Origin of the sequence: Parabacteroides bouchesdurhonensis, assembly GCF_900186615.1 — a bacterium.
Classification (GTDB): Bacteria; Bacteroidota; Bacteroidia; order Bacteroidales; family Tannerellaceae; genus Parabacteroides; species Parabacteroides bouchesdurhonensis.
In genome coordinates this window covers 64,641-87,734 of the sequence record NZ_LT896588.1, presented here as the reverse complement: position 1 = coordinate 87,734, position 23,094 = coordinate 64,641, and the positions used below count along the sequence as shown (strand labels likewise).

Sequence of the window (23,094 nt, the reverse complement as noted above, 5' to 3'; positions counted from 1 at the left end):
TAAGAGAAGAAGCATATGTTGGATAATTTGAATAAATATAAAATAATACTGGCTTCTAATTCTCCGAGAAGAAGAGAGTTGTTGGCCGGATTGGGAGTTGATTTCGATGTTCGTGTCATTCCTGATATTGATGAATCGTATCCTGCTTCATTGCAGGGAGAGGAAATCCCGGCCTATATAGCAGAGAAGAAAGCCAAAGCTTATTATGAAAATTTGGCGGACGATGAGTTACTGATAACGGCCGATACTATTGTCTGGACATATAATAAGATAATGGGCAAACCTGCCAACCGTGAAGAAGCTATAGATATGCTTATGACATTATCCAATCATGTGCATGAAGTTATGACTGGAGTTTGCCTCACTACAAAACAGAAATCGGTGTCGTTTGTGGTTTCTTCCGCTGTTTGCTTTGCGGAATTGACAAAAGAGGAGATTGATTTTTATGTAGATACTTACCAGCCGTTTGATAAAGCCGGAGCTTATGGTATACAGGAATGGATTGGGCATGTTGGCGTAGAAGCTATTAATGGCTCTTTTTACAATGTGATGGGATTGCCTGTTCAACGTTTATATCGGGAATTGATGAAGTTTTAATTTAGCCGGGTCTTGTAAATCTTCTTTAAATATTCTATTTGTTTTAATGTCTTTGCTAAGGCTGGAAGAATAGGAAGTATCTGTGGATTATCAGGATTCCATTCCGGATCTTCTATTATCATTTCAGATAATGTACCTGCATGAATAATTACAATATGTGAAGTTGTTACTGTAGTCGCTATAAAGAATGTATCGGCAGGCAGTAATACAAAATACCCTTCATTGATTTCCAAGTCAGATTTATAGTTGCAGTTTATTATGAGATTTCCTGAAAATACAAATAACAATAGATTGTTAGGAAGTCTCTTCTTTAAAAATGTTTTGCCGGCGTTTATATCAATACACTCTACTTGTTCAAAATACTTCTGCATTTGAATTTACGGATTTTCTAAAATGGCTAATGTCTGTCTGTTAGGGAGATATTGAATCATCCCTTTGGAATATTCAACTTGTTCTTCCCCATTGTCATCGGTATAGATGATAAAGTATTCAATTTCCGGTAATGATTCTACTATTTTATGTACTTTTTCTAATCCCATGGCCATGAATGCCGTCGCATAAGCATCTGCCGTCATACAATCATTGGCTACAATTGTGGCGCTTAATATATTTTGTTCGGCAGGGTATCCACTTCGGGTATCAATAGTATGGGCATATTTTTTACCGTCCTTTACATAGAAGTTACGGTAATCGCCAGAGGTTGCAATGCCTCCTTTTTTACAAAGTTGCACTACTTCTTTTATTGTGTTTGAGGAAACTTCAGAATCATCTTCCGGCTTGTTAATGCCGATGCGCCAACATCCGCCATTCTTATTAACCCCGCTCATTATTACTTCGCCTCCTATTTCTATCATATAATTTGTTACCCCATTTTGTTCCAGCAAACTGGCTATAACATCACATGCATATCCTTTGGCTATGGCTGAGCAGTTTAATAATATTCTGGGATCATCTTTTATAACGATGTCGTCTTTAATGTGTACTTTCCGGTAGCCTACAAATTGTTTGATGCTATCAATCATATGTGGCGTAACGCTATCCATTTTAGAGAAACCGAATCCCCAGAGGTTTACCAATGGTGCACAGGTTATATCAAAAACTCCATCTGTTTTTTTTGAGATTTCTTGTGCTTTATTAAAGACTTCGGCAAACCATTTATCAACTTTTATAGGTTCATTTTTGTTTACTCTGGAAATTACAGAGTTGGGATTGAATGGGTTTAATGAAAGATTAAAGTTCTGAAGTGCGTTATCTATTTTCTCTGTCAAAGGATTCTCCGCTTGATATTTTATGTGATAGAGCGTATGAAAAACAGAGCCGCTTTCTTCGTAGTATTGAGTTTTATCTGTGCAGGCAGTGAACACTACAATCAACAGGATTGCAAGTATGTTTGTCTTCTTGTACATTTTACGAATATTTATTGTCACAAAGATAAAAAAAATATTCATATTCATCTCTTTTCACGAAGTTGCCGGTTTACAGGTTTTAGCTAAAAAATAAATGTTCTATTAAAATCTTTGTTCCTATCCCTATTAATATAAGGCCTCCGATAAGATCAAGTTTCAAATCTATTTTACGTCCGAATCGACTGCCGAAATAGACACCTAAAGCTGATAGAATAATTGTTACTAGTCCAATGGTAGCTGCCAGTAAAAATAGAGGTGCATTTAGTAATGCCAAAGAAATACCGATTGCTAAAGCATCTATGCTTGTTGCAATGGCTAATCCGCACAGCGTTTTATTACAAAGAGGATTGAATTTACATTCTTCCGATTCGTCTTTTGTACTTTCGTAAATCATCTTTCCTCCCAGATAAAGCAAAAGAACGAATGCGATCCAATGATCGAAAGCGCAGATGTATTTCTGAAATCCCATACCTGCGAGATAACCGATAATGGTAAAGCCAGCCTGAAAAATTCCCATTACAGTAGCTATCTTCATTATATTACCGGTAGTGCAGTTTTTTATAATTGCCCCTCCGGTAACAGATACTGCCAGGCTATCCATAGATAAGCCGATAGCTAACAATAGGATTTCAATGAATGTCATTTGCTAGAATCTTTCCGGTTTGATGATTTCTTCCAACAGGTTCATATTTCCGATTCTATCTTATAATTGTTTCTGCTTGAAGAATTTCTTGAAATTAACTCACCGATAAATCCGGCCAGGAACATTTGAGTACCTACGATCATGGCGGTGAGAGATACATAGAAATAAGGAGAGTTAGTTACAAGCGGCTTTAAATCTCCTTCCAAAATAGATATAAGTTTCATACTCAATACGAATACCAATGCAATAAAACCTATAAAAAACATTACACTTCCCCATAATCCGAAAAAGTGCATAGGTTTCTTTCCGAACTTGGAGGTAAACCATAATGTGATTAAATCCAGATAGCCATTCACAAAGCGGTTCCACCCGAATTTGGTAGTTCCGTATTTACGGGCTTGATGATGTACTACCTTTTCCCCGATCTTATTGAAACCGGCAATTTTTGCCAGATAAGGAATCCAGCGGTGCATGTCATTATACACCTCTATATTTTTTACTACGACATTCTTGTAAGCTTTCAACCCGCAATTGAAATCGTGGAGGTTGTGTATACCGGAGAATTTACGGGCAGTGGCATTAAACAGTTTTGTCGGAATTGTTTTAGACAGAGGATCGTAACGTTTCTTTTTCCACCCGGAAACCATATCATAACCGTCTTCGGTAATCATTCGATATAATTCAGGTATTTCATCCGGACTGTCTTGCAAATCGGCGTCCATAGTAATGACAACATCGCCTTTCGCTCTTTGGAAGCCGCAATTTAATCCGGGAGATTTCCCATAATTGCGACGGAATTTAACGCCTCTTACGGCCGGGTTCTTTTTCTGTAGTTCCTCTATTACTTCCCAAGAATTGTCTGTGCTTCCGTCATTTATAAATATGATTTCGTAACTGAAATTATGCTCTTTCATAACTCGCTCTATCCAGTCAAATAGCTCTGGCAGAGACTCAGCTTCGTTATACAACGGAATAACTACTGATATGTCCATTTAATTTGTTATTGTTTATTCATTCTCGCTCTTTTGTATGATAGTGCCCGAAGCATTATTCTTACACAAAATAGCAGCTACCGGTATTGACAGAATAATACCATAAAATATATTGTTGAAAATACCCTGAATAGCCATATGTATCGGCGTGAAATTCATGTTACCGACCGATTCGATGATTTCTGTATCTATATTCGTATCCTTTAACGTATTCAATGTTTGGTTTATTACATCCGGCAGGAAATTGGGCGGTGCAATAAATTGGTAGAATATGAAATGTTCCAGGGATACGATAAGGGCGGCAAAAAAATACATCATGGTTCCAAATCTCCACGCATGGAAGAAACTTATCTGACCTCCGATTTCTTCCCTGTATTTTTTAGTGAGATAGTAGGCAATGAAAGGGACGGCAAAGGTCAATAACAAATATACATAGTTCAGTACAGGTATATTAATGCTGAAAATAAAGAAGATGTACTTTATTACCCAGTATATGCCCATTGTAAGACCGTAAGTCATTGCGCCTTTTAGCAACATATTCTTGTCTTCTCCCATGATTTGGCTTGTTTTAATTCTTATTACAAAGATAGTGTTATTATAAGAATTTGCAAGAAGAATATATATAAAAAGCCAAAAAGGAAGTCCGTTATGGGAACTTCCTTTTTATTACTTTTATCTGAGCCTCTTGTCGGATTCGAACCAACGACCCCGAGATTACAAATCACGTGCTCTGGCCAACTGAGCTAAAGAGGCAAGTGGGTAAGCTTACTACATCGCGCCGCTACAACCAAGTACCCTTGCTGCGGTCAAGCCCTGGGGGATTCCGAGGGAGCATGCCGTGTAGGACTTACCCGGGCGCAAAAGTAGATATTATTTTTTAGAATGCAAGCGCTTTTACGAATGCCTGGTGATATTTGTCTCTAATTGGTTGGTTACCTAAGGGTTTGATGCGTGTTAAAAAATATTTACAGATAATGCTTCTTAGCCAAACTGTATGCCATGGTAGGCTATATTGTTTATACTGTATTTGTATTTCTCCTTCTCCGTTCAAATGTTCCAATTAGTTTCACCGGCATGAAACATTTGTTCCATCGGGATGAAACACTTGTTCCACCAGCATGAAACATTCGTTCCGCCAGCATGAAACAAAACAGAGTAAATGATCTTTCCTGAAAAATATTCCTGAAAGATTTGCAAAATAAATAAGGAAACTGTAATTTTGCACACTGAATTTCCGCAGAGGGTAAACAAGAGGAGTTGGAGACAGCGCCCACCCCCGGGACCTAACCTGTTAAATAAAAAAGACAGATGTACGTAATCGTAGAAATTAACGGACAACAGTTTAAGGCTGAACAAGGAAAGAAATTATTCGTTCACCACATTCAAAACGCAGAAAGCGGTGCTGTTGTTGAGTTTGACAAAGTATTGTTGGTAGACAACAATGGCGAAGTTAAAGTAGGTGTTCCTACAGTAGAAGGCGCAAAGGTAGTATGTGAAGTACTGTCTCCGCTGGTAAAAGGTGATAAAGTGTTGATCTTTCACAAGAAGAGAAGAAAAGGTTATCGTAAATTGAACGGTCACCGTCAACAGTTCACTGAAGTGAGTGTAAAAGAAATTGTTGCTTAACGTTGTAAAGGAGAAAAAAAGAAATGGCACATAAAAAAGGTGTGGGTAGTTCTAAGAACGGCCGTGAATCACAAAGTAAAAGATTAGGTGTTAAACTTTTTGGTGGTGAAGTAGCAAAAGCTGGTAACATTATTGTTCGCCAGAGAGGTACAGTTCATCATCCGGGTGAAAACGTTGGTATTGGTAAAGATCATACACTGTATGCTTTGATAGACGGTGTTGTTACTTTCCGTAGAAGTAAAGAAGATAGATCATTTGTTTCTATCAAACCGGTAGCAGAAGCGTAAGGTTTCTTACTGAAAAAGAATAGTGAAAGAGGATGTCCCGTAAGGATGTCCTCTTTTTATTTTATTGTACTGGGGGAAAAGGATAAAATAGTATCTTTGTGGAAAAGATAGTACAGTGGATAAACGGCAGTTTCTTTATATATTCTTTCTATTACTATTGTTGCCTTCTTGCGGAAGTAAGAAGAAAGTTGTTTTGCCTTCCGACTTTAAAGGCCCTAAAGAACTTTCCCGCTTGTATGGCGTCCGGATTACACCGGAAGACAATATCTATTTATATAATGAAGGCGCTAAATGGTTGGGCGTTCCTCATAAGATGGGAGGAGGAACTAAGAGGGGAGTGGATTGCTCTGGTTTCGTTGCCATTATATTCAGGGAAGTATATGGAAAGCAACTTTCCCGCTCGTCGGCCGATATGTTGAAGTATAATTGTCGTAAAGTAAGCCGTGCTAATTTGCGTGAAGGAGATTTGGTTTTCTTCCGTACCGGAGGGAAAGGTAAAAAGAATGTGCCTAATCATGTTGGCATTTATCTTAAAAATGGAAGATTCATTCATACCAGTACATCCCGTGGAGTGATGGTAAGCAGCCTTAGCGAGCCATACTATTTACGCACATGGTTAATAGGCGGTCGTGTAAAATAAATGGAAATATTAAATCTTCCTGTATCCTTATTCATTCTCCATTATAATTTTTTACCTTTGCACTTCAAAATGAATATATAAACATCTATAAAAGTATGTTGACGCTCAAGTTAATTACAGAAGAGACAGACCGCGTGATTCGTGGGTTGGAAAAAAAGCACTTTAAAGATGCAAAAGAAACAATTGCGAAGGTGCTTGAATTAAATGATAAAAGACGTAGTACACAAAATCAATTAGATAAAAATCTGGCAGAAGTTAACTCGATTTCGAAGTCTATCGGCTTTTTGATGAAAGAGGGAAAGAAAGAAGAGGCGGAAGTTGCTAAAGGCCGCGTTGCCGAAATTAAAGAAGGCAATAAGACTTTACAGTCTGAAATGGATCAGGCTGCAGAAGACTTGCAGAACTTACTTTATACAATACCCAATATTCCTCATGAAAGTGTGCCCGAAGGATTTGGTGCTGAGGATAATGTGGTTGAGAGGATGGGCGGTATGGAAACAGAACTACCTAAAGATGCTCTTCCACACTGGGAACTGGCAAAGAAATATGATTTGATAGACTTTGACTTAGGTGTTAAGATCACGGGTGCGGGTTTTCCTGTTTATAAAGGACAGGGAGCAAGATTGCAACGGGCTTTGATTAACTTCTTTCTGGATGAAGCACGGAATGCCGGTTATATGGAAATTATGCCTCCTACGGTTGTAAACGCTGCTTCCGGCTATGGAACAGGACAGTTGCCTGATAAGGAAGGACAGATGTATCATTGTGAGATAGACGATTTATATCTGATTCCTACCGCAGAAGTTCCGGTTACAAACATTTATCGTGATGTGATTTTGGATGAAAATTCTCTTCCTGTCAAGAATTGCGCATATACGCAATGTTTCCGCCGTGAAGCAGGTTCTTATGGTAAAGATGTGCGTGGCTTGAATCGTTTGCATGAATTTTCTAAAGTTGAAATTGTGCGTATCGACAAACCGGAACATTCTTATGAGTCATTGAACGAAATGCTAGCACACGTGGAAAGTTTAGTACAGAAATTGGAGCTACCGTACCGTATTCTCCGTCTTTGTGGTGGCGATATGAGTTTTACGTCTGCATTATGTTTTGACTTTGAAGTTTATTCAGAGGCTCAGAAGCGTTGGCTGGAGGTAAGTTCCGTATCCAACTTTGAAAGTTATCAGGCTAATCGTCTGAAATGCCGTTATCGCGATGAAAATAAAAAGACGCAGCTTTGTCATACATTAAATGGTAGTGCGCTGGCCTTACCACGTATCGTTGCCGCTTTGTTGGAAAACAATCAGACGCCGGAAGGCATCCGTATACCGAAAGCATTGATTCCTTATACAGGTTTTGATATGATTAAGTAAAAAGAAAAATATAATTGGCGTTTGTTTATTTCTGATGGATTTAGTATGGATGAAATGAAAGGGACAGCTCCTATTATTATCGAAGATCATGTCTGGATTGGATTGGGAGTCACCATATTAAAAGGTATAACTATCGGAGAAGGATGCGTTATTGCTGCCGGTTCGGTAGTAACGAAAAGTTTTCCACCCCGGTGCATGGTCGGAGGAAATCCGGCAAAAATACTTCGTGAAAATGTTTCATGGAAATAACAGAAAAACAAAACGGCATTCTACTGTCGGCTTTTATAACACTGTAAACTATTAAGGATAACTGTTTTAATTATTATTATGATCTATACTTATTTAGATGGAAGGCTGGGAAACTGTCTTTTTGAAATCGCAGCGGGCGCCTCTTTGGCGAAGCGGATGAATGTTCCGTTTAAAGCGTTGACTTGTTCTTCTATTTACATACCAGAGTATGTGATTGAGATGTCAGAGTATGTAGAACCTTTCCGGCAATCAATATTACGTAATATTGATTTTTCGGATGAATATCCGAAAAATCAAAAGATCTATCAGGTTCCTGATTTCTCTTACCAGCCTTTGCCTGAAGAAAAGGATCTTTTATTAAAGGGGTATTTTCAGTCGGAAAAATATTTTGATGAAGAATTGGTCAGGGGATTATTCAGTATAGATACCGAAATGGCTGCTTATCTTCATAATAAATATGGGCATGTGCTTGCCAGGAATCCGGTATCCATACAGGTTCGTCGTGGAGATTATTTCAAATGCCAGCATGTTTATCCGATTTGTCAAATGAGTTATTATAAGAAAGCTATGTCAAATTTTCCACCGGATACAGTTTTTCTTGTGATGAGCGATGACATGGATTGGTGCAGGAAACATTTTAGAGGCACTAATTTCTTTTTTTCAGATGCAGAATCTCCGGTTATTGATTTATACCTTCAATCTTTTTGCAAACACAATATAATCAGCAATTCTTCTTTTGGCTGGTGGGGAGCCTGGCTTAATCCGGATCGGGAGAAAAAGGTTATTTATCCTACTCCCTGGTTTACGCCTCTCTCAGGAATAAATGCAGAAGATCTGTGCCCTGCTACCTGGATTAAAGAACCTATTGCAGGGAGAATGAGTCTATTTGTTAGGAGCCATTATTATTGGGCTATGGACGAAATTGGGAGATACTTTAAACTTATTCGAAAAATAATATAAACAATCGTAGATGAATAGAATGATGAAGAAAAAATTCGTTGCTATTTTATGTTGTGATTTGCTTTCAAACTATTATCTTTGACATACTGAATACAACTCCGCCTGATGTAAAGCTTGTGTCGATACGTTGTGATTTGCTTTCAAACTATTATCTTTGACATACTGAATACAACTGGCGTTGCTATATTGATACCTACAACGGGTTGTGATTTGCTTTCAAACTATTATCTTTGACATACTGAATACAACTTATTGATAGTGTATGGCGTTTCTCTGGCGTTGTGATTTGCTTTCAAACTATTATCTTTGACATACTGAATACAACACGTTTTTGATTCATTCCTATGGCTTTGTGTTGTGATTTGCTTTCAAACTATTATCTTTGACATACTGAATACAACAATTATCCCCTGTTGATGTGTTTGCTACGGTTGTGATTTGCTTTCAAACTATTATCTTTGACATACTGAATACAACAATTATCCCCTGTTGATGTGTTTGCTACGGTTGTGATTTGCTTTCAAACTATTATCTTTGACATACTGAATACAACTGGATTATAATTATACTTTCCTCTGTATGGTTGTGATTTGCTTTCAAACTATTATCTTTGACATACTGAATACAACTGGTTGTGTGCAATTGATTGTAATACAGTATTTAATACGTGTAATTAGAAAATAAAAAAATGGTCGTAATTCAGTAATAAATCCTGCTTGCAAGCAAGATTTATTACTTTAGAAAAGCTCTAATTGTTGGCCGGGAGTATTAATTGGTTGCTCTTTTTTGCCAAAGAAAAGTTCAATATTGCCAAATTGTTTATCTGTTATGCATAGAATACCGACTTGACCATTGGGCGGAAGAAAGGATTTTACTCTTTTTATGTGTACATCTGCATTTTCTGCACTTGCGCAATGGCGTATATAAATAGAAAATTGAAACATAGTAAAACCATCCTTCTGCAAATTCTTTCGAAAGTCAGCATGAGCTTTCTTTTCTTTCTTTGTGTCTGTTGGAAGATCAAAAAATACAAGAACCCACATAATACGATATTCACTAAATCTATTCATTTTACATTTCCGGATATGCTATGTGGCGAAGTTCTCCACTAAAACATTTATATAATGAAGCTGTTGTCTGACCTACAGCAACCATGAGAGGACTGCGCTTTCCATTAACAGAAACCTCTAAAATTGGAATTGTTAATAGTTTAGCCTTTATCTCTTTTGATAGATTTGTAATGTCACTTTCACTGTTTATAATGTTGATTATTAATTCATCAACATACGGGCGATAAGGTTCCATTATGTCATCTGCCAGGCAATAGGCATTATAGCGATTATGATGATGAATCCCTAACGTAGGAAGTAAGCCACTTGTAACTAATCCCCTGGCAACCACTGCACGCAAAATGGCATATCCATAATTTAATAAATTATTAGGTGGAAGGCCTTCTCTATCTCTGGTGAAACCTTCAATTTCAGGGAATAGATTTTTCCAGTAATAGGCTGCCGCACGCGCTTCCAAATTATCCGGGTCGCCACTTCGGACATCATTAGCCCATACACGCATATTTTTTATTTCACAATTTCGACTTTTAGATAAGACTGTTGCTTGATTCTCAATCTTCATCTTAATAGTTTGTTGCCAAAGTTGTTTTTTCAATGGTAAAGATGCATCCAGTTGATCCCGAAAACGTTCATTTTGGGTCGTATTTCCACATAACGGCAGCATAAGTCCAACCGGCATGTTTTTACAGTCGCATGTAATAACTGCACAGTTGTTTTCAAGAAGAGCCTCTAATACTCCGGAAGTTATTGTGACCTGCTTGTTATCTAAAACAACAACTCCTATATCTTCTATAGACTTACTTCTGACTGTGTCTCTCTTGAAACTATCCGGTAAAGTATCATTTTTCTCCACTTCTGGAAGTTTGATTATCAATTGATTATTTTTCAATGATAGATATGCCGGATTGCCGAAATATAATGTGCTTTTTATCATAAGCTTTTTATTGCTTTAATATTTCCTAATCTATCTACCATTAGTTTTATGCATACATCTTTTATCATTTCACCAGTGATAGCACGCTCCATTTTGTTTAATGGCGAAAATTCTATTTTATTAACGATTGGAGTAGATATATCTTGTCGAACGAACATGCATTGATTCCCTGTTGAAGAAACCATCTTATAAATTCTTTCAGGCTTTATATCTATATCATTTAAATTAATACCTCTTTTAATTTCCCTTTCTGTTGGTACATATACCAAGTCATTGGGGGATAGATGGAATAACAATTTATATCCTCTCTCATTTATTTCAGAGACTGCATTTAAACCTTGTTTCATCCGTTCTATAACAATATTCAATGGCACAGTTTCATATGAACGATTGCCGCTTTCGTCTGTATAAATTGCAAAAAACAAATTTGTCCCTTGGGCTGCTTCAACATATTTATCTTTCTTATTACCTTTTTTGCCAACTGCAAATTTCTTGCCAATAGTCTCATAAACTCGCACTTTTAGAATAGGTTGGTGAAATTTGCCATTATTGAATTGTTGAATATTCTTATTCATTTCTTCAATTCCTTCAGGCGAAAAGGCTAAATCAGGATTATTTTCTTTTGTAGATAAATAATTGAGTAAAATTCTGTGTATAGCTGTATCTGTGACTGAATCCTTGATTTTGTTTTCATTGAAAGAAGTGTTGAGTGACTCCCTTGCAGCGGAATAACCATTGTTGAAATAATAAACATCAACTTTTGAAACATCAACATCTTGAAACTTATATTTTCTATCTTTGAAGTATTTATTAATTGTGTCAGTGTTATAATTATCTCCATATAAACTGATTATACGTTCTATTTCCTTTTTTAATTTTTTATCTACAATACTTTTCCAATTCTTCATTGCTTCACTAAATCGTACAGTTTTGGTTTTCCGTAAAGAAACTTGTGCATAAACCGTTTCTTTGTGTAACGGTTTACGGATAGCCCAATTTAAACCTTCTTGTTTGACTGTTATTTTTTTTCCGTCTTTGTATTTACAGTATTTGTTTGTGGCTTTATTGATTATCCTTAAGTTCTGTTTGAAACTAATAATGATTTTAGACAATTCATTTTTGGCCTCAACAGTGAAACTATTCCAGGGCTTTTTGAATTCTGAGAATTTGTATCTTTCTTTGCCATCCTTGTCAATCCATTTTTCTGTGTAACGTAATTTGTGTTGCAAGTCGTAACGCGATTTTTCTGATTTTGCCGACTGATTATTCAGCAAATTAATGTGATCCCGTGTGACACAGGCAATCACTAAGGCATCCATTGCGTGATGGCGATGGTCAATACGTTTCTTTTGAAATCCTTTTGATAACTCCAATGGTACGGTTGGCAGAAATTTTTGGTGTTGCTCATTCCAAGCGGTAAATTTATTTGTTTCGGTCAGTTGATTCATCCTCTCGAAACGTGGTAAAATTAAATCGTTCCAAATATCGTTCAATCCCCAATCCTGCTTTAAGATTGTTGTTATTTTCCCATTTACAGGTAGTACATTTTTAGAATTAATGCCGTCATCATTGCTGTCTGTACGAACGATGTTGGATAGAAGAGATGAAATAAACTTACTGATATAACGGGTATCATTCATTTGCCGTTCAATCATTTTATCTGGGATTTCTTCCAATAGTAGTTTTGTCTTTTTGGGACGGTTTTTAGAATAATGCCGGTTTACGAATTCTATATATTCAGTCTCTTCTAATATTTTCACAGATTGTCCAAGCCCTGTTTCTATAATTTCTCCGTGGTGGTTTTTTATAAATTCTAAGCCAAGTTCCCTGTCTTTCTTTTTATTAACAACAGCCTCGCAAATCACTTTATTACTCAAACTGTTATCAAAATAACGACTTTGTGGAATTATATGTTCAATCTCGTAGGCAGAAGTAAATAGTTTTCCAAGCGGAATTATTTGTCCTGTGTAAGGCGAACGATAACGCTGTTCGAGCCATAATTTATAACGCTGTAAATCAGCACAAGACGGTTGTGCGGTTTTACTGATTTTTAAAATAAAATCTTTATCGTTATCACTGTCTGCAATATTTGAAATGGCATATTCTTCGTAAATTTTTAAAATTTCCTGTTGTATTGGTGAATATGGGCGAACATTCTCAACATTGCTGTCATTTTGTAATTCCGCGAGTAATGCCTTAATACGGAGATTGGTGTTTTCGTTTTCTATCACCGTACTAGCCATTTTCTTACGCTCTTCGGATGTGTTTTTTATTTCACGTCCAAGTTCAATATGAATTTCGTCAAAGAAATTTTCGCGACTGTGTCCATACTGTTTCCATATATCACGTACCACTCGCAATGTCTCACTAATGACCTGTTCTACAATTGGATTACGTAATGAATGTTGCTTAAATTCATTCAGGTATTCTTCCAAATCGGTAACGTTTTTCCATTTTCCTGCAATTTCCGCTTCAGAATGTCTGTCATAAACAATGTACTGAGCTAGCCAAAGTTGTAAGCCTTGAAAATGCTGCTCTTCTGTTAAGTTTATTGTCTTTTCACGGACTCTCTCTTTTATTTTCTCATCATATTCACCTGTTATGATTTTGGAAATCCGAATCTTTGTCTTTTCATCTATGGCTGCATATTTCCAGTATTTTCCAATCCGCATCAATGGCAATAGCTTTTTGATTGCTTTCTCTGAGTATGAACCGTATTCACTTTTGAATGGTGGAAACTTTTTAAAACTTTCCACGAAGGATTCAGTTTCTAGATTGTACTTTATCGCAAAGTTTCTCAAAGCTTGTTCATATTCTTTCTTATCAGTGACAGAATAGATTATATGCCAAAGTTGATATTCACGAGTTCCTAAATTTGCGATTCCGTGTTCTTCTGTTTTTCTGTCAATAAATTCTTTCGTGTCAATTATTTCCAAAAAATTATCAGGCACATTTTCTACTTTTGCTAAACGTGTTGATAACATGGTATGGGTTTCGTTGCACGGATATTTCTTGTCTTCTACATAGTTCCAACGGTATTTATCTGTTTCGTTTTTCCCCTTTATATCTTTTTGTTTCAATAAATATTTAATAAGTATATTTTGTTCAATGTCTTTACGATTATTCAAGAAGTCAAATAAATTTTCCAAATCTTCGATGTTGGTTATAAACATTGTTGTAACCTCTGTTTCGTTATCTTTATTATAAATTTTCAGATTATACAACCATTGCCATAATCGAAATTCTTGATAATAAGGATTTGATTTGGGAATGCCTTTTAAATATTCCTTAATAGTATTGTTATTTTTGTCTTTATGTATTCTAAATTCCAATGAGCAATTTCCTATTGACGACTTTTGACTTCGTAGTGGACGTTGATAGAATATGATGTCATTCACAAATAGATGTACGAAATCCTGATTGCTTAAAAAGGACTGCTGTTCAGTATTATTGCAATATAATTCTCTCACACAATCGCAATATTTTTCTTCTGTAAATAGTTCTGGCTGTAATTCAATTTGTTTTTTTAGAATAGCTAGAAGCTCCTCTTTGTAAAACGTACGTTCGATAGTACGTACTAATTTACCACGAATTTTTTGTGTTGGATTTTGTAAAAGAGTTTCGTAAATGAATGTTCCGACTGTTTTGTGTGAATGCTCAATATCTGCTTCGGTTTTCTTTTTGAGCAATGTCCAATCATTTTCATTGGGTGCTCTAAATGAGCGCTTTTCATTGCCGTCTTTATCGGTTTTTATCGTACCGTCATCATTTAAATCGGTCGTAACAATAAAATCTCGCACTTTATCTTTCCAATCATATAAAGGATTTTTGCTTGAACGGCGATAAATCCAACCGTTTTCTAAATATAGTGAATACCAAGTTTCGCCTTTGCTATTCGGTTTTTCATCTGCAACAACATCAGTGATTTTTAAAGAATGAAATTCCACAGATTTGTTAGTCATTTCTTCTTCCTCTTCTCCACGCAGCTGGTAATAACCTCGTTTCGTATTGAAATTTAGAATAATCCATGCAAGTTCTTCTTTTAAAATTTTATGAGTTAAAGCTTTTTTACGGAGATAGTAGATTGTCCAATCATAAGGGATCTTTATTTCTTGTCCGTTTGCTTTGAAGTCATTAAGCATTTCATTGAAGGATGTTTGGAAAAGGAATTTAAATCTTCCTTCTTCATCTTTAACCCAAGGTAGTTTGGTTTTGGTTTCAGGTATGAATTTACCGAGATTATTAACGAAGTCAATGTCTTTGGCATAATGTTCAGGTAAAAATCCTAAAATATTAAGAACTCTATGGAGACGTTCTCGTCTTAGGTTACAACGTTCATACAATCTTCGATGTCCTCTGTAGCCGGTACGTTCTGCTGTTTGAGAAATGGAATTTCCGGCATCGAATTTTCCTAAAATATCTTGGCTCATAGGTATAATCCGACTCCCCATACCCCAAATTTTTCCTTGTTTACTGTCGAAGTCTTCTTCTACCATTGCCCATCCAATACTATTTGTACCTAAATCCAGGCCTAATATCTTTTTCATGCGTATTAAATTTGTGTTTTTTCAAAAATAAGAAATATTTGTAAACATATTCTTGTTTTTATAGAAAAATGTATATCTTTGCTAATATAAAGATAATTTGAAGCAAATCACAATAAGGATTATTCCGTTGTGAAAACATTTAGGGCGGGGCAACTCGCCCTTTTGTTTTGGGGCTGAATGGGGGTCATCTCAAAATGATACATCCTCGTTTTACTTTCCAACTAAAAACTGTACAACCTTTCAGAACGATATTAATCATTTGATTATAAATAAAATATGCCCTGAATAGTTAAGAAACAAACTATTCAGGGCATGACAGGTTTGGAATAAAACTATTCAGCTGCTATTCTTATTGTAATCAACAACTTATTGTTAAACCTGAAGGGTTGAACCATTTTATAGATAAATCATTCTTTTTACCTTTCTAAAGGATATATCTTTCGAACATTAAAGTCCCGTCTTAACATTCTAAAAGAGCTGACTTTTGAAATGTTAAGACGGGACTTTGATGTTCGAAAGTCAGCTCTTTTGTTGACACATCTCCTAAAGATAACTATCTATCAACATGGGTTATATAAACAAATTTACATTCGCATCTTCGGCACGTTCCAGGTAAGAGGCAACGCCTCCTAATGTTACATTATCCAGCAGTTCTTCTTGTTTTACTCCCATAACATCCATGCTCATGGTACAGGCAATCATTTCTACGCCGTTTTCTATAGCCTGGGCAATGAGATTTTCCAAACTGTCTATATGTTTGCGCCTCATGATGAGACGCATCATCCAACTGCCGGCTCCTACCATATTCATCTTGGATAGTTTCAGTTTTCCACTATGTGAAGGCATCATCCAACCAAACATTTTGCCAAATATATCTTTGGAGACAGAAGGTTTCTGACGCTTTTTGATGACATTTAATCCCCAGAAAGTAAAGAACATCGTTACTTTCTTTCCTGTGGAAGCTGCTCCATTGGCAATAACGAAGGAAGCAAGAGCCTTGTCTAGGTCGTCACTAAAAACAATCAGCGTTTTATTATCTCCACTACTAATCATCTTACAGGAACTTTGAGGCTCTCCTTTTTCAATCGTAGCATGAATGATGCCTGCTTTATTTTCCACACTAACCAAATGTGCTCCGGTCATATTGCACCAGGAAGAAACGTCCCTTGCGAAACCTTGATCGGTGGCTGTGATTCGTAAACGTTCGTCAACTTTTAAATCACTGTAATGCTTTTTGAGTTGGAGGATAGGGCCGGGACACTGGAGTCCACAGGCGTCAATCTCGATCAGTTTGCCGGAAGCCTTTTCTACGCCATCATCATTCGTTGGTTGGGCTGATAGATGGTGATTCTTTGCTGTATGCTTAGCTGTTGCAGCATACCAGGTTTTATAACCTCCCGATAGGTTGCGAACATTAGTATATCCATTTTGTATTAATATACGATAAGCCAGATAACCACGCAGACCAACCGCACAGCTTACTATTATAGGTTTATCTTTGGGTGATTCCGGCAAATGCTCGCGGAGTTCATCTACCGGAATATTAATTGCTCCGGGTAAAGAACCAAGATTGTATTCGTCACGCGTACGCACATCTATTAATAAGGTTTCTTTATCGATATTGGCAATGTCTCGCCAATGTGCAATTTTTACTTTCCCTGCCAATATATTCTCGGCGACATAACCTGCCATATTAACCGGATCTTTGGCAGCAGAGTAGGGAGGAGCATAGGCATGTTCAATAGAAATTAAGTCGTAAACGGTTCCTTTGTGCTGAATTACTTGTGCCAACATTTCGATACGTTTATCAACGCCTCCAAAACCAACTACCTGAGCGCCTAGCAATTGGCCATTACCCGGAGAGAATAATATTTTGATGGAAAGAGGAACAGCTCCCGGATAATAACCTGCATGGGATGCTGAATGTGTATATGAAGAATAGTATGGAATTCCTTCCCGTTTCAGTAGTTTTGCATTAGCTCCGGCTGTTGCCACCGTCAGGTCGAATATCTTAGCAATGGAATTTCCCATTGTTCCCGGGTAAGTTTCCTTATTACCGGATACAATATTATCGGCAACAATACGACCTTGCTTGTTTGCCGGTCCGGCCAAAGGTATTAAAGCTGGCTTATTTGTAACCAAATGCTTTATTTCCACCGCGTCTCCTAGTGCATAGATGTTCGGATTTGAGGTTTGCATATATTCGTTTACAGTGATTCCTCCCAGTTTTCCCAAAGATAATCCCGCTTCTTTTGCCAACTTTGTTTCCGGTCTGACGCCTATACTTAGTAATACTAAATCGGCTGTTATCTGTTTGCCGCTTTTCAGATGTACGATTACTTTGCTTTCGACATCTTCAAAACGCTCAACGCCGTCTTCCAATAACAGATTTATTTGTTTGTCTGCCAAATGTTGATGTACGATAGCAGCCATAGAGTAATCTAATGGGGCCATGACCTGGTTTGCCATTTCAACAACAGAAACCTGTATCCCTAGTTCCTGTAGATTTTCGGCCATTTCCAAACCAATAAAGCCTCCTCCAACGACAACCGCCTGTTTTGGTTTTTCAGTATTTATATAATTCTTTATTGTATCAGTGTCAGGAACATTACGCAGAGTAAATATTTTTTTACTTTGGATACCTTCAATGCCGGGACGCAAGGGTTCAGCTCCGGGGGAAAGTACTAGTTTGTCGTATGTTTCTACATAATTCTCTCCGGTAGATAGTTTTTTGATTTCAACCTGCTTCTTTTCCGGGTTAATAGCAATAACTTCCTGCTCTGTACGAATGTCAATACGAAAGCGGTCGGTAAAACCTTTTGCGGTTTGTACAAAGAGTTTGTTTCGGTTATTGATTGTGTCGCCGATGTAGTAGGGTAAACCACAGTTGGCATACGAAACATACTTTCCGCGTTCAAATAAAATAATTTCAGCTTTTTCGTCCAGTCTACGTAAACGGGCTGCAACGGTAGCTCCTCCGGCTACACCTCCAATAATCAAGTACTTCATAATATTCTGTTTTTTATTTGTATTATACATATTTGCTAGTAGACAATATTTGGGTAAAAAAGGTTTTATCCTTTTTGTATACAACTTTGCAATTGTTTGAAAAGTATATCAAAATGGAGTTCCTTATTTGTCATTAGCTGTATTTTTTCTTTCCCTTTAAGAGTAAGAGAGAAAAACATTTGCCTTTTATCATTTTTGTTAATGTTTCTGCGGATATAACCTTTGTTTTCTACGGAAGTAATTACTTTAGATACTCTGGAATTGGATAGTCCGATGTATTCACTGATTGTTCCTGCTGATTTGGATTCTCCATCTTTCAGGCAGCAAAGCAGCATTGCTTCATTAATGGTTATATCATTGTTTTCGGCAAATGTTTTTTCAAATGTATATAACGTTTTGTATATATCCTTTATGGCACAAATTTCTTCCATGTTGCTATCTATTAGTTGATGATGCAAATATATAAATAATTTCCAATAATAATAATGTTTAGTGGAAAATATTTAGACGTATAAAAAAATGCCCGGGAAAGTGATATGAGAACAGCTTTCCGGGCAATATGTGTTACAGTATATTTTCTTAGTCTCTGTTAGAGAAGTATTTCATAAACTGCGAGCGTTCGTACATAGCAGGATTAGGAATATTAGCATAGTTCAGCTTACCACAAAACTGAGATAGAGATTGATAATGCGCTTGATGCATCCATTCTTCTACACAAGTGAGAACCTGCGATATAATCTCAGCCCCATGCGTATAAACCGCGCTGCACATTTGTACAGCGGAAGCCCCTGCCAATAAGCACTTAATAACATCTTCCCAATCATGTACTCCGGTTGAAGAAGCGATGCTGATTCCCGGAATTTTACCGGATATGATTGCTGTCCAGCGGATAGTATCACTCAGGTCGGAATGACTGCTAAACACATTACCGGATACAAGTTGCATACTATTAATATCTATATCAGGCTGATAGAAACGGTTGAAAAGGACAACGGCATCGGCTCCGTTTACCTTTAGCGTGTTTACAATATCCGGAATATTGCTGAAATTTTTGCCGATTTTCATTATAATGGGAATCGAAACGGTTTCTTTTACTTTACGGATAATGTTTACGTATAAATCCCGCATGTCGTTGCAATCTTGTCCGATTTCAGTTTCCAGAAAGAAAACGTTTAATTCCAGAGCATCAGCTCCTGCCAATTCTATTTGACGGGCAAAATCAATCCACGCATCAACTTTATAACAGTTAATGCTTGCTATGATAGGAATTGTACAAAGTTCTTTTGTCTTTTTTATAAGCTCGATGTAGTCATTTACTTGGTTAGCTTTAACATAACCTCGAATATAATCAGCAGCTTCCGGATAATCCGAGTCATTCATTAATAAGTCGCTTTGCATCTCAATCTGTTCTTCAAAAAGAGATTTTAATACAATTGCACCGGCTCCTGCTTTTTCAAATTCTTTATTGCGTTCCGCTTTCTTGGTTAACCCTGAACTACCAACAATAAGAGGGTTACGAAGAGTAAGACCTGCATATTGAGTTTTTATGTCAATCATATTTGATTTAATTACGTTCAACTTCACAAATATAGATAATTATTTTAACAGGCTTCTATCTACCTTATTTAAAATGGTTAAAAGCCTAATACTCCCGTTCTCCGAAAATACTTGTCCCTACCCGGATAATGGTACTGTTTTCTTCGATGGCTATCGGATAATCGTGGCTCATTCCCATAGACAATTCAGCGAAGTCTCGATTGTCTTTAAAATATGTTTCTTTAATTTCGCTGAACAAATTGTGCAGCATATGAAACTCTTTTCGGACCTGTTCTGCATCGTCCGTGTTAGTTGCCATTCCCATTATTCCGCAAATACAAATATTTTCCATATTAAAAGGAGCTTTGCTGTTAAGCAACTCTTTGCATTCGTCAGGAGTAAAACCATGCTTTGTGTCTTCTTCGGCCACATGTATTTCTAATAATACACGGATAATCCGCTTGTGTTTGGCAGCCTGTTTATTTATCTCTTCGAGTAATTTTAAAGAGTCAACACTGTGAATCATATAAATAAACGGAGCAATATCTTTTACTTTATTGCTCTGTAACGGTCCGATAAAATGCCATTCTATATCACCCGGCAGTACTTTCTGTTTGGCGGTCAGTTCCTGTGCCCTGCTTTCGCCAAACACGCGTTGTCCTGCATTGTAAGCTTCTTTCAATGCTTCTACCGGATGAAACTTTGACACAGCCACAAGCTTCACATTTTCAGGTAGTGAAGCTTTTAGTTGTACTAAATTCTGGGTGATACTCATACTTGTTGTTTTTCTTCTGCTGCTTTTTTCTGTTCGGCAATTAATTCTTCTCCAGTTTTAGGTTCGGATGGAACATTATTTGCATCAAATGGGAATACGTCTATCAATTGAGTTTCTGTTACTGATGCAATCGTATAATCGGCCAAAGTACCTTTCATCCCGTCTTCCAATACGGCGATAGCTTCTTTTAGATTGCTTGCTTGCGCCAACATTTGAGCCGCTGTTTTCTTTTCAGCTCCGCTTTTTTCGTCTAATGTGATAAAATATACTTTTATTTTGTAGAAACGATCTCCGTTTTCATTAAAGAATAACTCGGACAGGCGTGCACGTTTGATATCTGTTACGGTAAATTCGCCGGAAATGAATGGGCGGATTTCTTCAATAATACGAGCTTCTGCTTCTGTGAAAGACAAAGCGTCTACCAAGTAAGGTTCAGTAACCTTTTTCTGCATTCCATTTTCAAGTATCTTTTCGAAAGACACTTTGCATTCAAACCAATTGTGCATATTTATTACGTTTTAATTTTATCTGTACTTTTTTAGATAATAAGGGTACAAATATAGATTCAATTGGGGAGAAATACAATAAAGTTTCTTTTTATTCCATCTCGATGAAAATATAGTTTCATCAGGAAGAAACAAAAGTTTCATCGGGATGAAACAGAAAAAACTCTTATGACTGAAACTTTTTTAAAGAAGCTATTGTTATCAGAATATAGTGTGTTTTTCATGGTATTAGATTTTTAGATTAGTAATTTCATCCGGTTCGTGAGGATAGGATGTAGGGTTATAAATATGATAGCCGGAATTGTAAAGAAACTTCTCTTTCAATTCCGGCTATTTTTATGTTTAAAATTCGTCATTGGCATACAGACTTGATAGATTGTTTAATTTATAATCATATATTTCTGTATCCGAAAAGAATCTTTTTATTTCTATCGCAGCTGTTTCCGGAGAGTCGGATGCATGTACAATATTTTCTTGTACACTCATACTATAGTCTCCTCTGATTGTTCCCGGAGCGGCATTCCTTCCATTTGTAGCACCAGTTAGTGTACGTACAACATTTATGGCATCCACTCCTTCCCAACAACATACAATTACAGGACATACGCTCATGGCATCCTTAATTCTTTGAAAGAATGGTTTTTCTTTCAAATGAGCATAATGTTCACTTAATATTTCATCGCTCAGCCAAATCATTTTCATACCGGCTAAACGGAGTCCTTTTTTCTCAAAACGAGAAACAATTTCACCTATCAGGCTTCGCTGAATGGTACACGGTTTTAAAATTACTAGTGTTTTTTCCATTTAGAATTATATTAAGAGATTAAACTAAAGTATATAAAATAAAATATGTATGAATTTTTCTTCTCTTATTCGTTTTCAGTAGATTGGAAAGAAAGCATAATTTTAGATATTTCAAACATATTTTCTCTATATAGTTCTGCAAGTTAATCATGAATAGTCAATAAATGCAGAAAAATATGTGAGAACTTGCGTTCTTTAACATAGGTTAAATGTTCGTCTGTTTGTTAAAAGGTCTATGATATTTACATACCTAGATGGTTCTTCATGAAATTACGCAACGTTTGTCTGTTCACCCCTAATTTTTGACTGATATATTGCTTTGTTCTTTTTTCTTGAAGAAGTTTTCGTATGACTTCTTCTTTTCCTGATAATTTACATTGTTCCAAAGAGAAACCTTTTGGTCTACCTAGTTTTTCACCTAGGTTTTTCTTCCGTGCCAGAGCTTCTTTTGTTCTCTGCGAAATAAGGTTGCGTTCAATTTCAGCGCTTAGGCTAAAAGCGAATGCCAAAATTTTGCTATTAATGTTGTTCCCAAGTTCATAACCTTCTTTTACTGTAAAGACAATGATGTCTCTTTCCATACATTGATGCAGAAAACTCATTACTTGCATTAAATTACGTCCGAGACGTGAAAGTTCTGTTGTAATTAAAATATCGCCTTTGCGGACTTGCTTTAATAGCTTACCCAATTGCCGTTCGGATATCCCTTTTGTTCCGCTGATTGTTTCATCTACCCAGCTATCAACACGCATGTTTCTGGCTTTGACGAATTTTTCAATTTCAAACCTTTGATTGTCAGTGTTTTGTTTGTCGGTACTGACTCTTACATAACCATATACCATATTACTACTATTAAATTAATATGAAACAAGATACGTTTTATGTTTGGAAATGGCTATATGATTAGCAAAAACAAACTTTTTTATTGTAGTCTAAATAGATATTTTTCATGACTAAAATTACAAATTTAAATCAATGGAATGGCAAGATGAAAAAATTAAATAAAATAAACGGGGTAAAAAGGCGGATAATGAACGAATATTGTGTTTAATGGATTGTTGCTTAAATGCCGGAGGTTTTTTATATCATGGATTTCTTGTACTTTTACAAGCATAAATATAGAAACTGTTTAATTCAATATAT

22 protein-coding genes and 1 tRNA gene are annotated in these 23,094 nt (G+C 36.4%); 7 read left to right on the top strand and 16 right to left on the bottom strand.

From position 1 onward, the window contains the following. The first annotated feature begins 15 nt into the window (after window positions 1-15). Window positions 16-597 carry a Maf-like protein gene (locus C1721_RS00385; protein WP_102406115.1) on the top strand — a complete coding sequence of 194 codons (582 nt, stop codon included), beginning with the start codon at window positions 16-18 and terminating at the stop codon, window positions 595-597. Here C1721_RS00385 and C1721_RS00380 read toward each other — a convergent pair. The 6 genes from C1721_RS00380 to C1721_RS00355 all read right to left on the bottom strand — a co-directional run bounded on the left by C1721_RS00380 (window position 594) and on the right by C1721_RS00355 (window position 4,391). Continuing rightward, window positions 594-968 carry a hypothetical protein gene (locus tag C1721_RS00380; RefSeq protein ID WP_102406113.1) on the bottom strand — a complete coding sequence of 125 codons (375 nt, stop codon included), beginning with the start codon at window positions 966-968 and terminating at the stop codon, window positions 594-596. The genes C1721_RS00385 and C1721_RS00380 overlap by 4 nt on opposite strands. Before the next feature lie 6 nt (window positions 969-974). Then, window positions 975-2,003 (bottom strand): FAD:protein FMN transferase, encoded by a 1,029-nt coding sequence (locus C1721_RS00375; protein WP_102406111.1) that lies wholly within the window; start codon window positions 2,001-2,003, stop codon window positions 975-977. 79 nt (window positions 2,004-2,082) lie between these two features. After that, the gene (locus C1721_RS00370; RefSeq protein ID WP_102406109.1) at window positions 2,083-2,646 is read right to left on the bottom strand and encodes a manganese efflux pump MntP; all 564 of its coding nucleotides are present in this window, start codon (window positions 2,644-2,646) and stop codon (window positions 2,083-2,085) included. 41 nt (window positions 2,647-2,687) lie between these two features. After that, the gene (locus C1721_RS00365) at window positions 2,688-3,638 is read right to left on the bottom strand and encodes a glycosyltransferase family 2 protein (RefSeq protein ID WP_102406107.1); all 951 of its coding nucleotides are present in this window, start codon (window positions 3,636-3,638) and stop codon (window positions 2,688-2,690) included. A 15-nt stretch (window positions 3,639-3,653) separates the two neighbouring features. Further along, window positions 3,654-4,193, bottom strand: coding sequence for a DUF4199 domain-containing protein (locus C1721_RS00360; RefSeq protein ID WP_102406105.1), 540 nt, complete (start codon window positions 4,191-4,193; stop codon window positions 3,654-3,656). A 124-nt stretch (window positions 4,194-4,317) separates the two neighbouring features. After that, window positions 4,318-4,391, bottom strand: a tRNA-Thr gene (locus tag C1721_RS00355). Window positions 4,392-4,946: 555 nt separating this feature from the next. Between C1721_RS00355 and rplU the strand changes: the two genes are divergently transcribed. From rplU to C1721_RS00320, 6 genes are all read left to right on the top strand, one after another. Continuing rightward, a complete protein-coding gene (gene rplU, locus C1721_RS00345; protein ID WP_102406103.1) occupies window positions 4,947-5,264 on the top strand; it encodes a 50S ribosomal protein L21 in 318 nt (105 codons plus the stop codon). Between the two features lie 23 nt (window positions 5,265-5,287). Next, window positions 5,288-5,551: a 50S ribosomal protein L27 gene (rpmA, locus tag C1721_RS00340; RefSeq protein WP_102406101.1), complete on the top strand. Its 264-nt coding sequence runs from the start codon at window positions 5,288-5,290 to the stop codon at window positions 5,549-5,551. 115 nt (window positions 5,552-5,666) lie between these two features. Further along, window positions 5,667-6,191, top strand: coding sequence for a C40 family peptidase (locus tag C1721_RS00335; protein ID WP_102406099.1), 525 nt, complete (start codon window positions 5,667-5,669; stop codon window positions 6,189-6,191). Between the two features lie 95 nt (window positions 6,192-6,286). Then, entirely contained in the window at window positions 6,287-7,561 is a 1,275-nt protein-coding gene (serS, locus tag C1721_RS00330) for a serine--tRNA ligase (RefSeq protein ID WP_102406097.1), read from the top strand. 21 nt (window positions 7,562-7,582) lie between these two features. Further along, complete coding sequence (locus tag C1721_RS00325) at window positions 7,583-7,810, top strand: acyltransferase (protein WP_234347220.1); 228 nt, start codon at window positions 7,583-7,585, stop codon at window positions 7,808-7,810. Window positions 7,811-7,888: 78 nt separating this feature from the next. After that, a complete protein-coding gene (locus tag C1721_RS00320) occupies window positions 7,889-8,770 on the top strand; it encodes an alpha-1,2-fucosyltransferase (RefSeq protein WP_102406093.1) in 882 nt (293 codons plus the stop codon). A 737-nt stretch (window positions 8,771-9,507) separates the two neighbouring features. Here the strand turns inward: C1721_RS00320 and cas2 are convergent. From cas2 to C1721_RS00270, 10 genes are all read right to left on the bottom strand, one after another. Further along, entirely contained in the window at window positions 9,508-9,840 is a 333-nt protein-coding gene (gene cas2, locus C1721_RS00315; RefSeq protein ID WP_102406091.1) for a CRISPR-associated endonuclease Cas2, read from the bottom strand. A 1-nt stretch (window position 9,841) separates the two neighbouring features. Next, window positions 9,842-10,774, bottom strand: coding sequence for a type II CRISPR-associated endonuclease Cas1 (gene cas1, locus C1721_RS00310; RefSeq protein ID WP_102406089.1), 933 nt, complete (start codon window positions 10,772-10,774; stop codon window positions 9,842-9,844). Further along, the gene (gene cas9, locus C1721_RS00305) at window positions 10,771-15,321 is read right to left on the bottom strand and encodes a type II CRISPR RNA-guided endonuclease Cas9 (RefSeq protein WP_102406087.1); all 4,551 of its coding nucleotides are present in this window, start codon (window positions 15,319-15,321) and stop codon (window positions 10,771-10,773) included. The genes cas1 and cas9 overlap by 4 nt, the downstream gene beginning before the upstream one ends. 570 nt (window positions 15,322-15,891) lie before the next feature. After that, complete coding sequence (locus tag C1721_RS00300) at window positions 15,892-18,330, bottom strand: CoA-disulfide reductase (RefSeq protein ID WP_102409166.1); 2,439 nt, start codon at window positions 18,328-18,330, stop codon at window positions 15,892-15,894. Between the two features lie 65 nt (window positions 18,331-18,395). After that, the gene (locus C1721_RS00295; RefSeq protein WP_102406085.1) at window positions 18,396-18,761 is read right to left on the bottom strand and encodes a MarR family transcriptional regulator; all 366 of its coding nucleotides are present in this window, start codon (window positions 18,759-18,761) and stop codon (window positions 18,396-18,398) included. A gap of 148 nt (window positions 18,762-18,909) precedes the next feature. Continuing rightward, the gene (locus C1721_RS00290; protein ID WP_102406083.1) at window positions 18,910-19,887 is read right to left on the bottom strand and encodes a dihydroorotate dehydrogenase-like protein; all 978 of its coding nucleotides are present in this window, start codon (window positions 19,885-19,887) and stop codon (window positions 18,910-18,912) included. A gap of 85 nt (window positions 19,888-19,972) precedes the next feature. Beyond that, window positions 19,973-20,641, bottom strand: coding sequence for a YggS family pyridoxal phosphate-dependent enzyme (locus C1721_RS00285; RefSeq protein ID WP_102406081.1), 669 nt, complete (start codon window positions 20,639-20,641; stop codon window positions 19,973-19,975). Further along, entirely contained in the window at window positions 20,638-21,147 is a 510-nt protein-coding gene (locus C1721_RS00280) for a DUF4494 domain-containing protein (protein WP_102406079.1), read from the bottom strand. The genes C1721_RS00285 and C1721_RS00280 overlap by 4 nt, the downstream gene beginning before the upstream one ends. A gap of 342 nt (window positions 21,148-21,489) precedes the next feature. Continuing rightward, entirely contained in the window at window positions 21,490-21,951 is a 462-nt protein-coding gene (gene ndk / locus C1721_RS00275; protein WP_102406077.1) for a nucleoside-diphosphate kinase, read from the bottom strand. 242 nt (window positions 21,952-22,193) lie between these two features. Beyond that, window positions 22,194-22,793 (bottom strand): master DNA invertase Mpi family serine-type recombinase, encoded by a 600-nt coding sequence (locus tag C1721_RS00270; RefSeq protein WP_102406075.1) that lies wholly within the window; start codon window positions 22,791-22,793, stop codon window positions 22,194-22,196. Window positions 22,794-23,094: the final 301 nt, after the last annotated feature.